Annotated in this window: 1 protein-coding gene; it reads left to right on the top strand. The window is 74.8% G+C overall.

Features of this window, described 5'->3' with window-relative positions; translation table 11 throughout:
* Positions 1-63 precede the first annotated feature (63 nt).
* Positions 64-433, top strand: a 370-nt coding sequence (locus J0695_RS44800) for a glycoside hydrolase family 3 N-terminal domain-containing protein (RefSeq protein ID WP_277990107.1), incomplete at its 3' end; no start/stop codon positions are given.

The raw sequence follows: 433 nt of genomic DNA, 5'->3' as shown, positions 1-433 counted from the left end.
GGTGAGGCACTCCTCGTGGGCCACCGCCGGTATGCCGAAGCGGTTGGCGGCCGCGATACGGCGCTGGAGCGCGGCGAGGCGGGCCGCGCCCTCGGCGGGTTCGACCGGGGCCGTACCGAAGGGCCGGGTCAACTGGCCGAGCCCGTACGGGAGAAGCGCATCGAGGTCGACCTCCTCGGACACCTCGTCGCCGAGGGCGCGGCCCGCCTCGCCGCGCTCCAGCGCCGTATCGCGGCCGCCAACCGCTTCGGCATACCGGCGGTGGCCCACGAGGAGTGCCTCACCGGCTTCACCGCCTGGCAGGCCACCGTCTTCCCGACGCCGCTCGCCTGGGGCGCCACCTTCGACCCCGGCCTGGTGGGCGAGATGGCGGAGGCGATCGGTGAATCGATGCGGTCGGTCGGCATCCACCAGGGGCTCGCCCCGGTCCTCG

Origin of the sequence: Streptomyces beijiangensis (genome assembly GCF_017315755.1) — a bacterium.
Taxonomy (GTDB): Bacteria; Actinomycetota; Actinomycetes; order Streptomycetales; family Streptomycetaceae; genus Streptomyces; species Streptomyces beijiangensis.
The sequence above is the reverse complement of the archived record's forward strand: the minus strand, read 5'-3'. Positions and strand labels throughout refer to the sequence as shown.